Source organism: Fischerella thermalis PCC 7521 (assembly GCF_000317225.1).
Taxonomy (GTDB): Bacteria; Cyanobacteriota; Cyanobacteriia; order Cyanobacteriales; family Nostocaceae; genus Fischerella; species Fischerella thermalis.
This window is the reverse complement of sequence record NZ_AJLL01000103.1, coordinates 1-17,507: the sequence shown is the minus strand read 5'-3', so window position 1 is coordinate 17,507 and position 17,507 is coordinate 1. Positions and strand designations below refer to the sequence as shown.

Genomic DNA, 17,507 nt, shown 5'->3' with positions numbered 1-17,507 from the left:
TTTCTTAGACTTCTTGCAAAAGTCAAATTAATACCGAGTTGTATTCATAGATATTACCTCACCCCGTCTTTGGCACCCCTTCAGGGGGTGAGGTTTTTAAACACAACTTGGTATAACCACCTTGGTGTCCTCCCCTAAACGAGGCTCAAGCGTACACACAAGGGCTTGATTCTGGTATGGTGCGTTATGGACATTGATCCTAACGTACCAAAAAACACTCAATGATGCGTTAGCCTACGGCATGACACATCCTAATAAAACTACAAAACGAAATTTGGGGTAATTAAATTATTTATGTGTACGTAAAGCAAATGTAAAAATAATATAAAACTTGACGTTTCCGAGTTGCTTTGATAAAAGAATATGCCACTTTGGCATAACAACAAGGATTTAGTTTTTATACATTATAAATAAGAAAATTAGATATCTAGTTTACCTAAAACTTCCATAGTTAGGAGCAAGTAAATGAATGATTATTGATTAACATAACAATCAAAACATTAAACTTGAAAAAGGGAGACGAGCAAAAATACTGTTCAGTGAGTGAGGTTAAGTATTTGAACACCCTAGTAAGCCTTTTTTAGCAAAGCTAAGGATAATCAAAATTTAACCGAACCTGAGTTACTAAGAATGCTTCTAAACTCAAGCTATTACTAGTGGTGGTTCTTTTTCTGCTCAAGTCTAAATATTGCTTATAGGAGTTACAACATTGTGGTGGATGTTGCTTTCTCTCAAATAAGCTAATACTTAATACAACTAAGATCAGAAAAAGTAATAGTAATAGTTGAATCGTTTTTGTGGCTGGTAGGATTTCCGGCTATTTTGCCTCTCTTGCAAAAATACTAATCCTAATCCTCCCTATACTGTTAAATTTGCTATTTAAACAGCAAGCAATAACTGGAAGCTTACAAAAATCGTGCAGCTTCCAGTTTTTTATATGCTAATTTGTTGCCTGAATAGCTGAAGTAGTATGCTTCTGAACCAGCGCGGTTATCAGATCCCACAAAGGCGGTTCTGTCACGTAGATGCAATAGTGGCTTTCCGTAAGGTTAGGGGCTGACGTAGAAGCTAGGAGGGCGATCTCCGTTTCCTAGAAGTTGGCAAATTAAAAGTGCCAAGCAATATAAAGCTGTTACTTGGCACTTAGAACATTGTGAGTTTTACTTTATAGGGAGTCTTGAAATAGTTTTGACTCCTTTTAAATATGATGGTTTATATTCAGGGTCTTTATATCAGCTGACCCCGTTTGAACAATTACTAGTTTTGCAGAAATTTTTGATTTTTTTGATTTCCTAATATTTTTTTATTTTTTGTCTATTTGTATTTCTAGTTATGTACTAATGTTAAGTTTTTAAATCAAAATAATGATACATTCATATACATAATTTTACTTGAGGATACACGGTACTACGCGTGTTTACGACAGGCTAATACAGTACTAAAGTATAGAGATTCTCTATAAAGGTGTGATCGCTAACTTAATGATGGGAAGCGATCGCTTAATCTAACTTTGACTAAATTAGGCAAGCAAAACAGCCAGAACACTTACCACCAGTCAGCTTTGCTCTTTAACTTTCTTGTAAATTTTTCTGAGTTTACAAAACAGAAATTAAATTTTGCATGGGAACCCAGCTGCAAAGGTGCATGTCTTCCGCTATAGTTTTGCATGTGTTTAGCAAATGAGTGGCTGCAATTGACACATTTCTAAACATGCGGTAAATCAGCACATCACAAACGTAATAAATAAATATGAAACATCAGGGTTTTCCCATTCAACAAAAAAATATTCGCTTACTTGTTGGTAAAAACCTTTGCAATACTTGCCGAGTACCTGTAGCACTCACCACTTTATTCTTGCTTTCCGGTGGTTCTCTGCTTTTGCCTGTTGGGGTAAACGCTGATACTACTCAAACAATAAATCAGAACACCACTCAAACAGGAAATCAAAATACCACTCAAGTAGAAATTCAAAACACTACTCAAACAGGAAATCAGAACACTAATCAAACAATAATTCAAAACACCACTCAGGGAACAACAGTTCCTGTAACTGGAAACGTTATCTACGTTAATCCTGCAACTGGCTCAGATACCGCTGGTGCTGGCACATCAACCGCACAACCTTATAAAACTATTACCTATGCTCTTAGTCAAGCTCAACCAGGTACAACTATTCAATTAGCACCCGGTACTTATAACAAAGAAAGTGGGGAAGTCTTTCCGCTGACAGTTAAGCAGGGCGTAATTTTACGAGGGGATGAAGCCACCAAAGGTCAGGGTGTACTAATTATCGGTAGCGGTAAGTACATTAGTCCTACCTTTGCCAGTCAAAATGTGACGATTAAGACTGAAAAGGATAGCTTCATTACAGGCGTAACGGTTACGAATCAAGACTCTCGTGGCACGGCTGTATGGGTAGAATCAACTAACCCCACGATCACGAACAGTACATTTACTAACAGTGTCAGAGATGGCGTTTTTGTCACAGGTAAAGGTAATCCCAGGATAGAAAACAACATCTTTGTACAAAACAAAGGTAATGGTCTTTCAGTAGCCAAATCTGCTGCTGGAGTCATTCGGAATAATATCTTTGAAGATACTGGTTTTGGTGTGGCGGTTAGTGATAGTGCTACACCTTTGCTTGAGGGAAATCAAATCATCGGCAATCAAGACGGTGTTTATATTAACAACACGGCTAAGCCTATCCTGCGTAAGAATATTATTCAGGGAAATAAACGGGATGGTGTAGTAGCAACTGTCAATGCTGCGCCTGATCTTGGTACAACCGAAAGTCCTGGTGGTAATCTGATTCGTAATAACACCCGTTATGACCTCAATAACGCTACCAAAACGATTAAGATTTTGGCTGTTGGCAACGATATTGATACTAAGAAAATAGCTGGTTCAGTTGAATTTGTTGCCTCTACAGTTGATATACCAGCTGGCGGTTTTAGGGATGTAACAGCTGGTTATTGGGCTAAAAGCTATATCGAAGCTTTAGCATCTAAGAATATTATTGCTGGTTTCCCAGATGGTACTTTTAAGCCTAATGATCCCGTAACACGGGCGCAATTTGCAGCTATTGTCACTAAAGCCTTTGCCCAAACTCAACCGAAACGTGAAGCTGCTAACTTCAGCGATGTTAATAGTAAATTTTGGGCTTATGATGCTATTAGAAATGCCTATAGATTGGGGTTTGTTTCTGGTTATCCTGATCGCACCTTTAAACCACAACAGCAAATCCCGCGAGTACAGGTACTTGTCTCATTATCTAGTGGTTTGAATTTAACTGCGACTAACCAGAATGTGCTTTCCTTCTACTCAGATGCTGCCCAAATTCCTAGTTATGCTACTTCTCAAGTAGCAGCAGCAACTGTAAAAGGGTTGGTAGTAAATTACCCAAATGCTAAACAACTAAATCCCAACCGTGAAGCAACTAGGGCAGAAGTAGCTGCTTTTGTTTACCAAGCACTGGTTAACGCCGGACAAGTTCAAGCTATTTCCTCGCCCTATTTAGTGAGAGTGCAGTAGAGATATTGGAGATCGGGTATCGGGAATTGGGGAGCAAGTATCAATGTTTATTCTCCCCACCTCCCCACCTCCCACTAGCTTTTCCGCCTACTTTCCCAACGCCACAGATAGATGGCTACAGCAACTATTCCTACCTGTAGTGCAAAATTGGGTAAGGCAGTATCAAGATTGCGTCTAGCCAACACCTGAAAAAAGAAGATAAATGCACCAATAAAACCCGAAGCACCAGCACCGAGGTAAATAAATTTGCGTATGTTGCGATAGGGGGCTGCAATTTCGGCTTTCAGACGAGCATACTGTTCTGGATGCATCTGGCTTTGGGAGCGGCGGTTTTCGGGGTTCGGTTGTACCATGGTATTAAAGATGCTATAGTTATAGATTGTTTGTGCCGATGTGGCTCAGTGGTAGAGCACCCGATTCGTAATCGGGCGGTCGCGGGTTCAAATCCCGCCATCGGCTTTGTTCAGTGAAAATTTATCAGTGTTTAATGATTTAGGGCTTGGTGCAATACCTCGCGATGAATCAGCGCCCCATCTACTAAAAACTGGATTTTTTCTGATGAGAGTGGATCACCATTGGCGTAATGTTCAATCCAGGTTTTACTAATAATATTGGGGTCATCTGGTAGATTTGCCAAATCCCACCCCGGCATATCTAAATCCTCCATTAAACGGTTAACTTTCGGGTCATAACTCAAAGCAAAACAGCGACAACCTTCGCTTGCTGCCATGATTAAACTATGTAAGCGCATTCCAATCGCCATTTCAATGCCGCGAAACACACCCTTTAACAATTGTGGTTCTTCCAAGCAAAGAATTTGACTAACATCCTTGAGTGCTGATTGCATTGCTTGGGCAATACTCAAATCTTGTGCCTTTTGGAAGGGTAGCAGCACAATAAAAGTCTGTGTAGCTTTTTGAAAATCAACCAAGGCGCGAGTCAGATGACTGAGGCGAGTCGGGGTGAGTAGGGGATGCGATCGCAATGTGACAGCAACTCTCGGTGCAGATAAATCCTTTTGTAGAGACGTACCATGTTGTAGAGACGTACCATGTTGTAGAGACGTACCATGTTGTAGAGACGTACCATGTTGTAGAGACGTACCATGTTGTAGAGACGTACCATGGTACGTCTCTACAGGTTTGGATTGTAACGCCCAAACCGGATCGGGTGCGAGGATGTGGGGAATTTGCCAATCAGACAGTAAATTTGCCGAAGCGCGATCGCGTACACTAACTCTCGTACAACCTGCAAAAGTTTGTCGTGCCAACCAGCGCGTTACATGACGATGTAAAGGGCCGATACCTTGAGCCCAAGCAACAGTTTTTAAGCCCATTTTTTGAGCTACACTCATTATGCCTCCATAGTAAAATGGGCTAATCGCACTGGTAGCATCTTGAATTAAACTACCACCACCCCAAATTAGAGCATCACAAGAACGTAAAGCTTTGATTAAGCTAGGAAAAGCCATACGTTCATAAGCTTCTACACCATAACGATTGTGTGTTTCCTCTGGATTGCCAGAAAGAACTACTGGTGTGACATTAGATGGTAACATTTGCAGTAGCGTTGCCAACAAAGCCTCATCGCCACCATTTCCTTTCCCGTAGTACCCAGACAATAGCGCCCGCATCTTAACCTTTTGAGATTATGAATTTTCAGACTATTGTATTGGTTAGTGGTTGGGAATCAGTGAACAGTCATCCGATTTTAGATTTTGGATTTTGGATTAACTTCAAGGATAAATCCGCAATCTTCTCGGATTTTGGATTTTAGCTGGATAAGACAGAAGCCTCACACCATAATCTTCGATTTGGTGTGAGATGAATGGCGCGTTAATTGGGGTGCGGTAGGTGAACAATGTCCGACACGAGAATCTACCAGCACCGCAATTAACAAACTCTCAGACATCAAGACGGAGAATTTTGTTCTTCGATGTACCGCTTCAAAGTTGAAACAGTAACACCTCCACAGGACGCAATAAAGTAAGAGCCATTCCATAAAACATCTTTGTGATAGAACTCATCAACTCTGCTTTCAAATTCCGACCGTAGCCTACGACTGGTTACGGTTTTGATGTTATTGACAAGTTTGCTGAGTTCAACGCCCGGATGGTACTGAAACAGCAAGTGGACGTGATTTTCTTCACCATTGAACTCAATCACTTTGCATTCCCATTTTCCTACCTGATTTCTATTCTCAGATGAAAGTCTCGAATACTCGCAAGGACTTTCACTACAAAACAGCCAAAAAACTTTTATCTCAACAGAAGCACGTTGCTCACGAAAAGCTGAATATTAAAGGTCTTGCCAAATCGAGATTGGCAAAATCGGTTAACGATGCTGGATGTGGTCAATTCCTGCAAATTCTCTCAATCAAGTTACTGAGAACTGCTCACTGAATTAATTGCAACTTTGCTTCAGTTAATGTATATTAATGATAGTTTTTGCTAAAAAAGCAAATTTTGTTGTACAATTAAGGAAGTGAAAAATTCATAGCAATTATACAAAGTTGCTAAAAGCTGTACAATTCAATACTTTATGGGGGGTTATAGCTCAGTTGGTAGAGCACCTCAATGGCATTGAGGGGGTCAGCGGTTCGAATCCGCTTAGCTCCACTTTTTTTTACATAATCAAAACTTTGGCTATTAAAAATCTAATAAATTAATACTAGAACCACAAAGGCTGGGTATACCCCTACAGTGATAACCGGAGACTGAACAATGACAGAAGCATCACAGCCTAAAAAGGTGATAGTTGTTGGTGCAGGTTGGGCTGGGTTAGGTGCAACCTATCATCTAGCAAAACAAGGATACGATGTGACTCTTCTGGAAGCAGGTTCCTACCCTGGCGGACTTGTCGCAGGTTGGAAAACGCCAGGAGGACGATCAGTAGAAGCGGGAATTCACGGTTTTTGGTATCCTTACAGAAATATTTTTTCCCTAATTAATGAACTAAAGATTAACCCTTTTACTAGTTGGACTCGTTCTTCCCAATATTCACCCGCAGGTTTAGAAGTTGAATCACCAATTTTTCAAGATTTACCCCAACTTCCCACACCTCTAGGGACTTTTATCTATACTCAATTTAAACGTCTGCCATTAATTGATCGCCTCAGTGCCTTACCTTTACTTTATGCCGTCATTGATTTTGATAATTCTGATGCAGCTTGGCGACGATATGATTTTGTGACTGCGCGGGAATTGTTTAAAGATTTTGGAGTTTCGGCACGACTTTATAGCGAGTCATTTGAACCAATGTTATTGGTGGGCTTGTTTGCACCTGGTGAACAATGTTCCGCAGCAGCTACTTTAGGAATGCTTTACTTTTTTATTCTGGCACATCAACCTGATTTTGATGTGGTTTGGTGTCGGGGAACCGTGGGAGAAAAAATATTTCGTCCGTGGATACAACACATTGAAAAGCTGGGGGGAAGATTCCTTACCAGTAAACGTGTAACTGACTTAATTATTGATACTAATAATCGAGCGACAGGTGTAGTTTGTGGTGAAGAAGTGTTTGATGCTGATGCAGTAATTTTCGCTGTCGGCGTCACTGGAATGAAAAAGATTGTCTCAAGTAGCAGCAGTTTGCAAACTCGTGCAGAATTCCGGAATTTAAATAACTTAGGGGCGATTGATGTTTTAGCAACTCGTCTTTGGTTTGACCGTAAAATTACAATTCCTCGTCCTTCTAATGCTTGCTTTGGCTTTGATCAGACTACAGGCTGGACATTTTTTGACTTAAACGCGCTACACGATGAATATCAACATGAATCAGGGACAGTAGTAGAAGTTGATTTTTATCATGCTAATCAATTTATTCCCCTAGAAGATCAGGACATTGTATCGATAGTGCAGCGTTATTTAGCAACTTGCATTCCAGAATTTCAGCAAGCAAAAGTAATCGATCACAGTGTCATTCGTTTACCACAAGCAGTAACTCACTTTGCCCCTGGTAGCTACCGCTATATGCTACCAGCTAAAACTAATGTAAAAAATGTATTTATGAGTGGTGATTGGATTATTAGCTGCCACGGTTCTTGGTCTCAAGAAAAAGCTTACGTCACAGGATTAGAAGCAGCAAATTTAGTGATTTCCCACTTAGGCGAAGGAACACCAGCACAAATTCTACCAGTGGCAGCTGATGAACCTCATATTCAACTAGCAAGAACTGTCAATAGAACAGTGCGTCATGTGAGTAAGTCTATCTTGCCTAATTTTTGGCTACCTTAACTTATCTGGCTTGAAACAAGGGTGTAGGGTGTATGGGTAGCGGGATGAAATCTTTCTCCCCATCTCCCCATCTCCCTATTGCCCCTAATCCCCACTCCCTTAGGGGAGTGGGGTCCCCGAGTTCCCCATCTTCCACTACCTGCGCCGCACATGCAGGCTATCAAGTCCTTGCTTGATCCAACTCAAACATTCATATTCTGATGTGAAGATTTTGGGTGCTGCAATATTATTTAATGAATCTGGTGGATAGTGGTCGTAAAAATATTTACCCTCTTCTCGATAAATAATTATGAGGCTATTACGGTAAACATAGCGATTCTTAAAATAATCGCCTTCACTGACCAATTCTGAATTTTGGTCTATATGTTCTTTGGCAATATCCAGGATATTACTGACACTACTGCCATATATTTGTGCTGGATTTTCCACTTTGTGGAATTTACTTGTGTAACCAATTTCTGACAATAATTTATACGAATAAATCTCGTAATTATCCGCTTTCCCAAAAACAAAAGGAATGATTAAATATCCCTTGTAAGACAATGATTCTTCGTAGAGTAGACGACCCATCTTTACCTCCTATATTGGCACTTGGCTAGAAAGTCTCCTCACTTTTAACCACAACAATTATTATCCCTCTTTTTGCAAATAATTCTGATTTGTTTCGCACAAAATCAGTGATATCGCTCTTTGTATTGCATCTCCTCAAACATGTGAGGAAGATTTTTAAGTGCGATCGCTAATAATAACATTCATTCAATATTGCAAGTATGATGGGTAATACCCATCATGGCAATTTTGAATTTTGAGATTTATCTTTGAAATTCCAAATTTTAATAATTACATTTACTCATCAATTTTAAACAATAAAAGCTATAAGAAACTCCCATGATTTTTTAGAAGTTCCTAAAGTAGTAAAAAATAAAAATGACCTTAGCAAATAAAGCAGAGATGCAAGTAACATCGCATCTCTACATCAATCGACCAAATTAAGAAGCTTTTGCATTTCTATAATTTGCATCCATCCAACAGCGCGGTAGATTTTCACCTGAAGGAAAAACGAGGTCTTCTTTTTTATAAAATTCTGGTGATTGTTCTTCTTGACCTTCTTGATCTCTAGCATGAATGCTATCGATGTTGGGGTCAATTAACTCTTGAACATCAAGAATTTTCAACAATTCACCACTATCTTTGAGTTGTAACAACATAATCAATAACCTCCGTAAATTTATATTACTTGAATAGAAAATAAACCATAAAAAAACTGTGTAGCAGTCCTTTTCCTCAATCTTTTGCAAATGTTTTTGCTACTAGAGTGGATTTATAAATAGAACTGATACGCAGTTATATCATGTCCGTTTAAAGACTTATCATATCTGTGAAGGCCGGTAATAGGTAATGGGAAAAACCAATTACCTATTATCTACAAGACCAATCATATCGTAAGTAATTAGCCGGACTTGATATTGTAGATTCTCTTTTCAAAAGAGAATTGGTAAGTCAAGTAATTTTGAATCTACTTAACACAAAAGAAAAAAATTACATTTCGCGTTGGAATTTTTCTAAAATATCTACCAAATTCACCTGACATTGCAGAGGTAATAAATCAATCAGAGGAATTTCCCTTCTACCGCCACCAATTTTCACAGGAATAGATTCGAGAATCTGAATGACATCATCTTCATCTACAGGCTTATTAGCAGTGATTAAGGGATAAACTTGTTCTGCAACTACAGTATGTAATTTGGCATTTGATAGATATAAATGCCATTTGGCAATATCCATGTAAACGTTTTCGCCAATTTCATTTGCTAGGGCTTCCAGTAATTCTGTGGTGTTAGTCTTAGCCATAAAAATAACCCTAATGAACGGAAGCGAATTTATAAACTATAACTATTATCGCTCAATTATTGGGAGACTCTACAGCCACAAGTTACAATTGCCCCAGCTTCATCAGTCCATCTTCAGGTGGATTTGGGCGGTATTTCCGAATAGTTAGCGATCGCAGCAATATAAATCAGGTGAGCTAACAATATCACTGACCACCCTGCTGTCACCCAAGGTAGCCATTCCCAAGTAGCTTTTAAGAAGTTGTGAAAGAACCATAACCCCGAATTACAGGCTGCAAATATTGCCACATGGACAGCAAAATTCATCCGGTCATCTAGTTTGCGGTAAGCTGGGTCTTTGCGATCAGGTTTACGAGGCCAACGAGGAGGCATATACTTTGTTACAGATTTTAATAAAATTTGGTTTCTGAACCATTTTAGGATTTTTTCGGTTGTTGTTACCGTCTAGCCAAAAAATCAACATACACAAAGCTTACTAAGATTGCCGAGATTTATAAACTTGCAACTGTGCACGCAATTGAGCAATTTCTTCAGCCATATTTAGAACCATTGCAGCACCGACTAAATTTAATCCTAAATCTCGACGTAGGCGCAGAATTTGAGCGATGCGAGCAATATCACGCGATCGCAACATCGAATTAATTGGTGAAATCAATCCCAATGCAGCAAAGCGTTCTATCAGTGCAGTTGATGTTTGTGTAACTATAGCTGCATTTTCAAATGTGTAAAGGCGATCGCCTTCTTCAGAAATAACTACCCGTGACAGACTAACTTGATTCATAGTTTCACCTCTTGTAGTGTGGAACGTGGGTCAAAAGCGCTACTATCGCGGATTTTTTTATAGCACTCGCGTTCGGTCGCACTCAAATCCTAGCGACCAAGCAAGTCATTGATAAAATCATCTGATTTACCGCCGGTTTTACTAATTAATCGAATTGATTCAATTTGAATCGATTTTTCTAAAGCTTTTGCCATATCATAAAGGGTAAGAGCAGCAACAGAAACAGCTGTGAGGGCTTCCATTTCTACCCCTGTTTCGGCTTTAGTTTTAACTGTGGCTTGAATTTGATAACCAGGCAGTTGTGGATCTGGTGTTAACAGTACTTCTACTTTGTGCAAAGGTAAAGGGTGACATAGAGGAATCAAGTTAGCTGTTTGTTTAGCAGCCATAATTCCTGCTAGTCGTGCTGTTGCGAGTACATCTCCTTTGGGAGCGTTTCCCGCTTGAATCGCAGCAAAAGTTTCGCTTAACATTCGCACTCTTGCAGCTGCTGTTGCTTGGCGAACTGTGGACGGTTTTTCTGATACATCTACCATCTGGGCTTGCCCTTGGTGGTCTAGGTGGGTAAGGTCAATAGAAGTATTTTGAAAATTATCTTGCGTCATATGATAACGATGTGTTATTATGATGTTCTGTGACCGCAAGGGCGTGTAGCTCAGTGGACTAGAGCACGTGGCTACGGACCACGGTGTCGGGGGTTCGAATCCCTCCTCGCCCGTTTTCAAATCTAAAGTAAAAAATGAAGAAGTTAGATTCTTCATTTTTTATTTGCAGCTTTCAATCTTGAATTCCATTTAGGGCATAATAATCTTGACCACGACCAAGGGCAAAACGTAGGGAAGTGGGCAGATTTTTACTGCACTGGGTAAGAAAAACAATCATACCAAGTCCGGTTAAAGCAGCTGCTAAACCGAAGCTTAGGCGATAGCCGAATTGATCAGCAGCAAAACCCCCAATTGGGCCTGCGATCGCTATGCCAAAATCAAACCCAGCTATGCAGATAGCAAAAACACGTCCCCTTTCTTGAGGAAGGGAACGATCTGCCATGAGTGTTGAAATCATCGGAATTAATGTACCACCTCCAGCACCTTCAATCAGGGCTGCAAGTAAAAAAGTACTGGCATTGTTGGCTAGACACATCAGTACCATCGATAAAGAGTAAAAAGCTAAACCAACAGTCACAAAAAGTCCTCGCCCAAGGCGATCACTTGCCCTACCAATAAATAACCTACCACTAAAGCTAGAGATTGCCGAAGCTGTGTAAAACAACCCAGGATTTAAGTCAACTCGAGTAGATTTGATAAACAAGGGTGCAAAGGTATGCAAAGTCCCAACTGTCAAACCAACCATTAACATCACGAATGCTGGTACTCTCACCCTGGGACTAACCAACATTCGCCAAAAATTAGAATTATGGTTTTCGACTTGCGCTTGCTTCTGGACTGGTGGATTGACAATTGGCAAAATACATAACAACCCTAACCCACCTAACCCCGCAGATAACAAAAATAATGCGGTATTACCAACCGCAGCCTGTAAATAACCACCCAAAGCAGGTCCGAGTGCTAAACCAATCGGATTCACTAAACTCATGTAGCCAATAATCTCACCACGATGGCTAGGTGGTGCTAAATCTGCTACCAGCGCTATGTAACCAGTAGCAAAGGCGGCGATACTAATGCCATGAAATGCACGCAACACCATTAACAATGGTACATTGGTCGTGAGTTCATAACCAAGGGGAGCGATCGCTACCACTACCATTCCAATCAGTAGTACAATTTTACGACCCTGTTGGTCTGCTAAATTACCCAACCAAGGACGAAATAAGAGCAGTCCGATCGCAAAGCTGCCCATTAAAATCCCAATTTGTTGCTTACTCGCCCCCACCTCTTCTAGATAAAGTGGTAAGGTTGGCAACAAAGAAGCCAAACTAGACCAAAATAATAAACCAGCTGTAAATAAAACTAGCAGGTTCTGCCGTAATGGTGTATCAATTTTATTAAGTAATTTCACAGCAAATGTATTTAAATTAAAGTCAACACTCAAGAGTCAATGGTCAATTGTCATTGGATTTTAGGCTTGGCATTAGGGAATTTAAAACCTTGACAATAGACTTGCGACTTATGATTAACAACTATTGTTACATTACTTAATAATAGCTAATACTTTAGAATTGTGGCAGTTAATGGACTTCTTGCAAAAGTCGAATTAAACCCCCGAAACTGGGGAAAACAAAGAAAAACTTTTAATATCAGGGGATTGGGAAGGGGTCTGATATTATTTCCGTGTTCTATTCTTTTTTCAAATTGGTATTAATTTAACTGCTCAATCGTTTTGTCAATTAAATCTACACCTTGGTGTACCGTTTCTATCAAACTCAATTCTGCACGCAACTCGGCTGCACCTACAAAACCTTTTGCATACCAAGTCATATGTTTACGGGCTTGCAGAATTCCGCGATCGCCTTTATATTCCCAAAGTGCCTGTAAATGTTGTTTGGCGCATTCCAAACGCTGTATTGGTGTTGGTGGTGGTAACTTCTCACCAGTCTTGAGAAAATAATCTATCTCTCCCACCAAAAACGGATAACCTAATGTTCCCCGCGAACACATTACCCCGTCAGCACCCGTTAATTGTAAACATTGCACCGCCGACTCTACCGAAAAAATATCACCATTGGCAATCACTGGAATCGAAAGCACTTCTTTGACACGGCCAATCCATTCCCAACGGGCGTTACCATTGTAACCTTGGGCGCGAGTCCGGGCGTGGATTGTAATCATTTGTGCGCCTGCATCCTGCATCCGTTTCGCAAAATCCAGGATCGTAATTTCCTCATCATTCCAGCCAATACGAGTTTTAATTGTTACAGGCACATCCACAGCGTTGACTACTTCTCGCACAATTGCCTCAGCGACTAGTGGTTGTCGCAGGAGCGAAGAACCACCACCCTTTTTAGTAATTTTATTGACAGGGCAACCCATATTGATATCAATCGTATCTGCACCTTCTGCCACTGCCTTCTGTGCTGCTTCTGCCAAAAAATCAGGGCGACAATCAAATAATTGAATGCTAATAGGTCGTTCGTTGGCGTCTACCTCCATGATTTTTGGCAATTGTTTGACATGGTGTAACTCCGTCGCACTCACCATTTCTGTGTACATCATCGAATCTGGTGCGTAGCGGCGTACTAAGCGACGAAACACCAAATCTGTCACCCCAGAAAGAGGCGACTGCAAAACTCGACTGTTCACCTCAAAATTACCAACTTTTAAAGGTGATGAGAGTCTAGCTTTGAGGATGGGAGAAAGCATAAATAATGTTTCGGTGCAAATTTTGTTATTTTTTATTTAACTATCTTGACTTTGAGATAGTTTTTGTGATTTTAGCAGAACCTCTTCTACACTCAAATCCAGCTCTTTTGCTGCTTGTTCTATACTCAATCCCAATCTCAACAACAAAGGTATCATTCTAAATTTTTCTTGACGCGCGCCTTCTTGCCTACCTTCTTGCTTGGCTTCTTGATAAACTCGTGTCTGTTTCAAATCGCTTAACCCAAACATAAGTTCAATCTCCTTTCTAGTCATTTTTGGAAACTTATAAACCAAGATAGTTTCTAGTAATTCTAATAACTGCCGCTGTTTCGGTTCGTTATCTATCTCTTGTTGGGTTCGACTGATTAATTCCTTGGCATTTGCGATCGCACATTCATCAAAAGCTTTTGTATTTCTCACATCTCGATGATCATAACTTAACCAAAAGACGGCAAACACGACCATCAGATTACGGTTCACCCGAATCTCAGGAAGTATTAATTCTCATACATTAGACGAAGTGAAAGCAATAAATATATGAGCCAAGTAGAAACATGAAGCATAACCGCCCTTGCTAAGGTTCGGAAAACCACCCTTCATGGACTGGCTACACAGGCTCAGTATATATATCAGCATAGACTTGGGTTTTTGCCCAAGTAAAAACCAAAGGTATTGATGCTGGACTGGCTGCTTTCAAAAACCAGTTAGTTCAAAAATTAGTCCCTTATACTCCCATTCATTCATTTGTAGTTATACGGAGCCAGCACCTACAATGGCAAAAGTAGTTGGAATTGACTTAGGTACGACAAACTCCTGCGTAGCAGTAATGGAAGGTGGTAAACCCACGGTTATTGCTAATGCGGAAGGTTTTCGGACAACACCGTCAGTTGTGGCGTTTGCCAAAAATGGCGACACCTTGGTTGGGCAAATCGCCAAGCGCCAAGCGGTGATGAATCCCGAAAATACTTTTTATTCTGTAAAACGATTTATCGGTCGCCGCTACGAAGAAGTTACAAACGAAGCCACAGAAGTTTCCTATAAAGTTGTCCAAAGTGGTGGAAACGTGAAGTTGGAATGTCCCCAACTAGGGAAAGCGTTTGCACCAGAAGAAATTTCTGCTAAAGTTCTGCGCAAGCTAGTAGAAGACGCCAGTAAATATATCGGCGAAACTGTAACTCAGGCTGTAATTACTGTTCCAGCTTACTTTAACGACTCTCAGCGCCAAGCTACCAAAGATGCTGGTAAAATTGCAGGGATCGAAGTATTGCGGATTATCAACGAACCTACCGCCGCTTCCCTAGCATACGGTTTTGATAAGAAGAGCAACGAAACCATCCTGGTATTTGACCTTGGTGGCGGTACGTTTGACGTATCCATCTTGGAAGTAGGTGACGGTGTGTTTGAAGTGCTAGCTACTTCTGGTGATACCCACCTTGGTGGTGACGACTTCGATAAAAAAATTGTTGATTACTTAGCAGAAGCATTTAAGAAAGACGAAGGTATTGATTTACGTAAAGACAGACAAGCTTTACAACGTCTGACAGAAGCAGCAGAAAAAGCCAAGATAGAACTTTCTAGCGTTACCCAAGCTGAAATCAACTTACCATTTATCACTGCGACTCAAGATGGTCCCAAACACTTGGATATGACTCTGACACGGGCCAAGTTTGAAGAACTTTGTTCTGATTTAATTGACCGTTGTCGTATCCCTGTAGAAAATGCCCTGCGCGATGCTAAGTTAACCAAGAATGATATCGATGAAGTCGTGCTAGTGGGTGGTTCTACTCGTATCCCCGCTGTCCAAGACCTGGTGAAGCGGATGTTAGGTAAAGAACCAAACCAAAGTGTTAACCCTGATGAAGTGGTAGCAGTTGGTGCTGCGATTCAAGCTGGTGTACTTGCTGGTGATGTCACGGGTATTTTGTTGTTAGATGTAACACCGCTATCTCTAGGTGTAGAAACCTTGGGTGGTGTAATGACCAAGATTATTCCTCGCAACACTACTATTCCTACTAAGAAGTCAGAAGTGTTCTCCACCGCCGTCGATGGTCAAACCAACGTAGAAATTCACGTCCTCCAAGGCGAACGGGAAATGGCAGGCGATAACAAGAGTCTGGGAACCTTCCGTCTTGATGGTATTCCCCCTGCACCCCGTGGTGTACCCCAAATTGAAGTGACCTTCGATATTGACGCCAACGGTATTTTAAACGTCACTGCTAAAGATAAAGGTACTGGCAAGGAACAGTCCATTAGCATTACAGGTGCTTCTACCCTTGATAAATCCGACGTTGAGCGGATGGTAAGAGAAGCTGAGCAAAATGCTGCTGCCGACAAAGAGCGTCGTGAGAAAATCGATCGCAAGAATCAAGCCGACTCCTTGGCGTACCAAGCCGAAAAACAATTGCAAGAGTTGGGCGATAAAGTCCCGGCTGCTGACAAGACCAAAGTTGAAGGTTTGGTGAAAGATTTGCGTGATGCGATTAGCAAAGATGACGACGAGCAAATCAAGAAACTAATGCCAGAACTACAACAAGCGTTGTTTGCTGTTGGTAGCAATATCTATCAGCAAGCTGGTGGTGGTGCAACTGGTGATGGTACTGGTACTACAGATGCTGGTGCTGGTGCTTCCTCCTCTACTGGTGGTGGCGGTGATGATGTGATTGACGCTGATTTCACAGAGTCTAAGTAATGTTGATTGTTGGTTGTTGTTAGTTGTTGATTGTTGGAATCAACTATCAACTATTAACAAACAACAAATTTAACAATTACCACTCAAGGTATACCTTTGGGTGGTCATTTTTTTGTTTTCTGGAGAGTTAATAGTTAGTGGTTAGTAGTTGATTGATCAGGAGATGCAAATGTCATACCCCCCAGCACCTTGGAAACTGCAAGGCTACGCTATTGCCTCATTGCATTTGCTCAATATTGACCGCGTACGCCACCTGATACCTTCTGAATTAGAAATTATCTCTGCCTGGCCTGGTAAAACATTTAGTGGTGTGTATTTGTCTTATTATGGTTCTGGGTCAGTGCTGGAGTACAGCGAATTAATTGTCATACCTGCCTTAGTTGGTTATCGGGGGACGATTGGTGGTTGGGTTTCCCATATTTATGTAGATAATCCTGATTCGGTAGCTGGGGGTCGAGAAATTTGGGGACTACCGAAGGAACTAGCTGAATTTACCTGGGAAAATGATCAGCGTGTTACTGTCCGGCAAAACCACAAGTTATTGTGTAGCTTGAGCTACAAGCAGCCTTGGTTCGCGTGGCAACAGTGGTTAGGTGGGTCTGGTTTCAGTAAAAAGAATTCTGATTTACTGAGTTATATTTTTGAAGCGGAATCAAATTTAGGGTTTGTTGGTTCCCAGTTAGAAGTCCCACCAGAAAGTCCTTTTTCTGGTATTGGTTTGGGTCAGCCACTTTTAACGGTGCGTTGCGATCGCCTGAGTTTGAGAGTACGCGCGCCGGAAGTGATGAGACAAGGGACTGTTGAAGTTGCAGTTTAGTAGGGCGATCGCATTTTATTTTGTTTGAGGATGTCGTTGCAGAGAGTGCGATCGCTACGATGGAGACGAATCTGTTGCAATCTCGCAGCAGAAAAGAACCCGTCTTACAAACAGGTTCTCTGTAAAAATTTATTTACATTTTTTTGGTAAATAGACTGTAAGAACAATCTCGAAATGGCGTTGCATAAAATGGGGATGTAGACGCGTAGCGGCTTCCCGCAGGGTATAATGAACCGCCAAGATGCCAAGAATGCCAAGAATTGAGTTTTTCAATTAAAAGAGAAAATA

Annotated in this window: 15 protein-coding genes, 3 tRNA genes and 2 pseudogenes; 8 read left to right on the top strand and 12 right to left on the bottom strand. The window is 40.9% G+C overall.

The genetic code is table 11. The features are described 5' to 3' along the window. Positions 1–1,749 precede the first annotated feature (1,749 nt). Positions 1,750–3,531, top strand: coding sequence for a DUF1565 domain-containing protein (locus tag UYK_RS0122380; RefSeq protein WP_016872195.1), 1,782 nt, complete (start codon positions 1,750–1,752; stop codon positions 3,529–3,531). 74 nt (positions 3,532–3,605) lie between these two features. On the opposite strand, the gene UYK_RS0122375 is transcribed toward UYK_RS0122380, so the two are convergent. Further along, a complete protein-coding gene (locus UYK_RS0122375) occupies positions 3,606–3,884 on the bottom strand; it encodes a DUF3493 domain-containing protein (RefSeq protein WP_009456893.1) in 279 nt (92 codons plus the stop codon). A gap of 34 nt (positions 3,885–3,918) precedes the next feature. Here UYK_RS0122375 and UYK_RS0122370 point away from each other — a divergent pair. Next, positions 3,919–3,990, top strand: a tRNA-Thr gene (locus UYK_RS0122370). A gap of 25 nt (positions 3,991–4,015) precedes the next feature. Here the strand turns inward: UYK_RS0122370 and csaB are convergent. Continuing rightward, positions 4,016–5,164: a polysaccharide pyruvyl transferase CsaB gene (csaB, locus tag UYK_RS0122365; RefSeq protein WP_016872194.1), complete on the bottom strand. Its 1,149-nt coding sequence runs from the start codon at positions 5,162–5,164 to the stop codon at positions 4,016–4,018. Positions 5,165–5,441: 277 nt separating this feature from the next. Then, positions 5,442–5,747: pseudogene (gene tnpA, locus UYK_RS25445) on the bottom strand (IS200/IS605 family transposase); the annotation flags it as partial. Here tnpA and UYK_RS0122360 point away from each other — a divergent pair. From UYK_RS0122360 to UYK_RS0122350, 3 genes and pseudogenes are all read left to right on the top strand, one after another. Continuing rightward, positions 5,738–5,911 (top strand): annotated as a pseudogene (locus UYK_RS0122360) (RNA-guided endonuclease TnpB family protein); the annotation flags it as partial. The pseudogenes tnpA and UYK_RS0122360 sit on opposite strands and share 10 nt — an antisense overlap. Positions 5,912–6,075: 164 nt before the next feature. Beyond that, positions 6,076–6,148: transfer RNA gene (locus tag UYK_RS0122355), tRNA-Ala, on the top strand. Positions 6,149–6,253: 105 nt separating this feature from the next. Continuing rightward, positions 6,254–7,765 (top strand): hydroxysqualene dehydroxylase, encoded by a 1,512-nt coding sequence (locus UYK_RS0122350; RefSeq protein WP_016872192.1) that lies wholly within the window; start codon positions 6,254–6,256, stop codon positions 7,763–7,765. A gap of 135 nt (positions 7,766–7,900) precedes the next feature. Here the strand turns inward: UYK_RS0122350 and UYK_RS0122340 are convergent, their stop codons facing one another. From UYK_RS0122340 to moaC, 6 genes are all read right to left on the bottom strand, one after another. Beyond that, positions 7,901–8,335, bottom strand: a complete 435-nt coding sequence (locus UYK_RS0122340) for a hypothetical protein (RefSeq protein WP_009456907.1) — start codon at positions 8,333–8,335, stop codon at positions 7,901–7,903. 419 nt (positions 8,336–8,754) lie between these two features. Further along, positions 8,755–8,973 carry a hypothetical protein gene (locus UYK_RS0122335; protein WP_009456908.1) on the bottom strand — a complete coding sequence of 73 codons (219 nt, stop codon included), beginning with the start codon at positions 8,971–8,973 and terminating at the stop codon, positions 8,755–8,757. A gap of 331 nt (positions 8,974–9,304) precedes the next feature. After that, positions 9,305–9,616, bottom strand: a complete 312-nt coding sequence (locus tag UYK_RS0122330) for a DUF3181 family protein (RefSeq protein ID WP_009456909.1) — start codon at positions 9,614–9,616, stop codon at positions 9,305–9,307. Between the two features lie 113 nt (positions 9,617–9,729). Continuing rightward, on the bottom strand, positions 9,730–9,987 hold the full coding sequence (locus tag UYK_RS0122325; protein WP_009456910.1) for a 2TM domain-containing protein: 258 nt from the start codon (positions 9,985–9,987) through the stop codon (positions 9,730–9,732). A gap of 103 nt (positions 9,988–10,090) precedes the next feature. Continuing rightward, entirely contained in the window at positions 10,091–10,396 is a 306-nt protein-coding gene (locus UYK_RS0122320) for a chaperone modulator CbpM (RefSeq protein WP_009456911.1), read from the bottom strand. A gap of 89 nt (positions 10,397–10,485) precedes the next feature. Continuing rightward, on the bottom strand, positions 10,486–11,001 hold the full coding sequence (gene moaC / locus UYK_RS0122315; protein ID WP_009456912.1) for a cyclic pyranopterin monophosphate synthase MoaC: 516 nt from the start codon (positions 10,999–11,001) through the stop codon (positions 10,486–10,488). A gap of 39 nt (positions 11,002–11,040) precedes the next feature. Here moaC and UYK_RS0122310 point away from each other — a divergent pair. Next, a tRNA-Arg gene (locus tag UYK_RS0122310) sits at positions 11,041–11,114 on the top strand. A 59-nt stretch (positions 11,115–11,173) separates the two neighbouring features. Here the strand turns inward: UYK_RS0122310 and UYK_RS0122305 are convergent. From UYK_RS0122305 to UYK_RS25440, 3 genes are all read right to left on the bottom strand, one after another. Then, positions 11,174–12,412, bottom strand: coding sequence for an MFS transporter (locus tag UYK_RS0122305; protein WP_026086559.1), 1,239 nt, complete (start codon positions 12,410–12,412; stop codon positions 11,174–11,176). A gap of 299 nt (positions 12,413–12,711) precedes the next feature. After that, on the bottom strand, positions 12,712–13,713 hold the full coding sequence (gene dusB / locus UYK_RS0122300; RefSeq protein ID WP_009456915.1) for a tRNA dihydrouridine synthase DusB: 1,002 nt from the start codon (positions 13,711–13,713) through the stop codon (positions 12,712–12,714). 36 nt (positions 13,714–13,749) lie between these two features. Continuing rightward, positions 13,750–14,193, bottom strand: a complete 444-nt coding sequence (locus UYK_RS25440) for a DUF2887 domain-containing protein (protein ID WP_235182374.1) — start codon at positions 14,191–14,193, stop codon at positions 13,750–13,752. Between the two features lie 292 nt (positions 14,194–14,485). On the opposite strand from UYK_RS25440, the gene dnaK reads away from it, so the two are divergent. Next, on the top strand, positions 14,486–16,402 hold the full coding sequence (dnaK, locus tag UYK_RS0122290; protein ID WP_009456920.1) for a molecular chaperone DnaK: 1,917 nt from the start codon (positions 14,486–14,488) through the stop codon (positions 16,400–16,402). A gap of 169 nt (positions 16,403–16,571) precedes the next feature. Next, positions 16,572–17,219: an acetoacetate decarboxylase family protein gene (locus tag UYK_RS0122285; protein ID WP_016872190.1), complete on the top strand. Its 648-nt coding sequence runs from the start codon at positions 16,572–16,574 to the stop codon at positions 17,217–17,219. The last annotated feature ends 288 nt before the right edge of the window (positions 17,220–17,507 follow it).